The 1470-nt window shown below is 43.6% G+C and carries 1 protein-coding gene; it reads left to right on the forward strand.

The features are described from left to right. A partial coding sequence (locus KDK19_RS19335; protein ID WP_257292660.1) for a DUF4116 domain-containing protein occupies nucleotides 1–1265 on the forward strand: 1265 nt, incomplete at its 5' end. Nucleotides 1266–1470 lie beyond the last annotated feature (205 nt).

A 1470-nucleotide genomic window follows, 5' to 3' on the forward strand; every position in this document is an offset into this window, starting at 1 on the left:
AAGAAGGCAAGTTAAAGCGTATGTGGTTTTTGGTGCAGTTACTGAAAGTGATCGAATTGGATAAACAGGCTGATAGCATGAAGCTAAGCTGCAACGCTGTAGCGGGTGAAATTATCGTCGAATGCTCCCGAATGACATCACTTGAAGCCCAGCAGGATGCCTTTGAAAAACTGATCATTGCGTTAAACGCTCTGTATAATCTGGATCTGCAATTGGAGAGCATAGCCATTTTTGAAGGAGACCAGTGGGACTTTAACCTGCTTGCACAACGCCTTAATCGTAGTATTGCGACAGAAGCCGATAGATTCGCTTTTCAACATTGCCTTTTCTCAATGTTTTATGATGAGAAATTCTACACTTATGTCCAGTGCCATATTTCTGAGGGTTGCGACCAGTTAATAAGCAACCACCAACGACAGTTTATTGATCATCCTCGACGGTTAGGTCAATCAAGGCACAATCTTCAGGAAGTATTCATGAGTGGTGAGATGGGTGAGGATACCCGCAGGGAACTTTTACAGCATCTTTTATTGGTACATCCGGACCATGCTATTCCATTGTTTGTGTCTGTCTATCCTCATCTGGAAGGTCAGTACTATGTTATCAAACCATCCTTTAATGCCAGACTGGAGTTTAATGTTCCTCCGGGTCAGCCACTTCCGGAGGATAAAGAAAAGGTCAGGAATATCCTGCTTCAGAATGGGCTGGTGTATGCCAGCGAACGGGTTCGAAATGATAAGGATGTTGTATTACCCACTATTGAAGCCTATCCAGATGACCTGAAATATGTGAGTGCAGAACTGAAGGATGATAAAAAGGTCGTCATGGCCGCAGTGACTCAGGATGGTGACCAGCTGGAATATGCCAGCCCAAAACTTCAGGACGATAAAAACGTTGTCATGATCGCAGTCACTCAGGATGGTAGGAATCTGGATTATGCCAGCCAAAGACTTCAGGACGATAAAGAGGTCGTCATGGCCGCTATCACAACTTATCCGGCAGCTCTGCGTTATGCCGGTGAAAATGTACGCAGCGATAAAGAAATCGTGCGAAGTGCAATTGCTGATCAAATTTCTTGCTTATATTTTGCCTCTGAAACGTTATTGAATGATCGGGAGTATATGCTGGACTTAATTCAACAGAACTCTTATGCCTTCAATTATGTTGCGTCCGGGCTTAAACACGATGAGACTTTTATCGAGGCAGCAAGACAAAAAAACCACAATGTTCTTAAATACGTCAGGCCTTCTGCGAATAAGGTCTGATCTATTCAGGCCAGGTTGACCAGCTTAAACCCCGTTGCCAGCTTATTGTTGTTTTTTCTATTGTGCGCTTCAGGCTGACGGGTGAACTTTATAAAAACATTATTGTCGAAAGAGGGTAATTACCAGCCATTGAGGCATGGGTGAATATTGACATGAGAGGGATATCCTTATGTTGCCTGCTAATGTTGGCAGATCAGATTTTCCA

This window comes from Endozoicomonas sp. ONNA1 (genome assembly GCF_024606325.1).
Lineage (GTDB): Bacteria > Pseudomonadota > Gammaproteobacteria > Pseudomonadales > Endozoicomonadaceae > Endozoicomonas_A.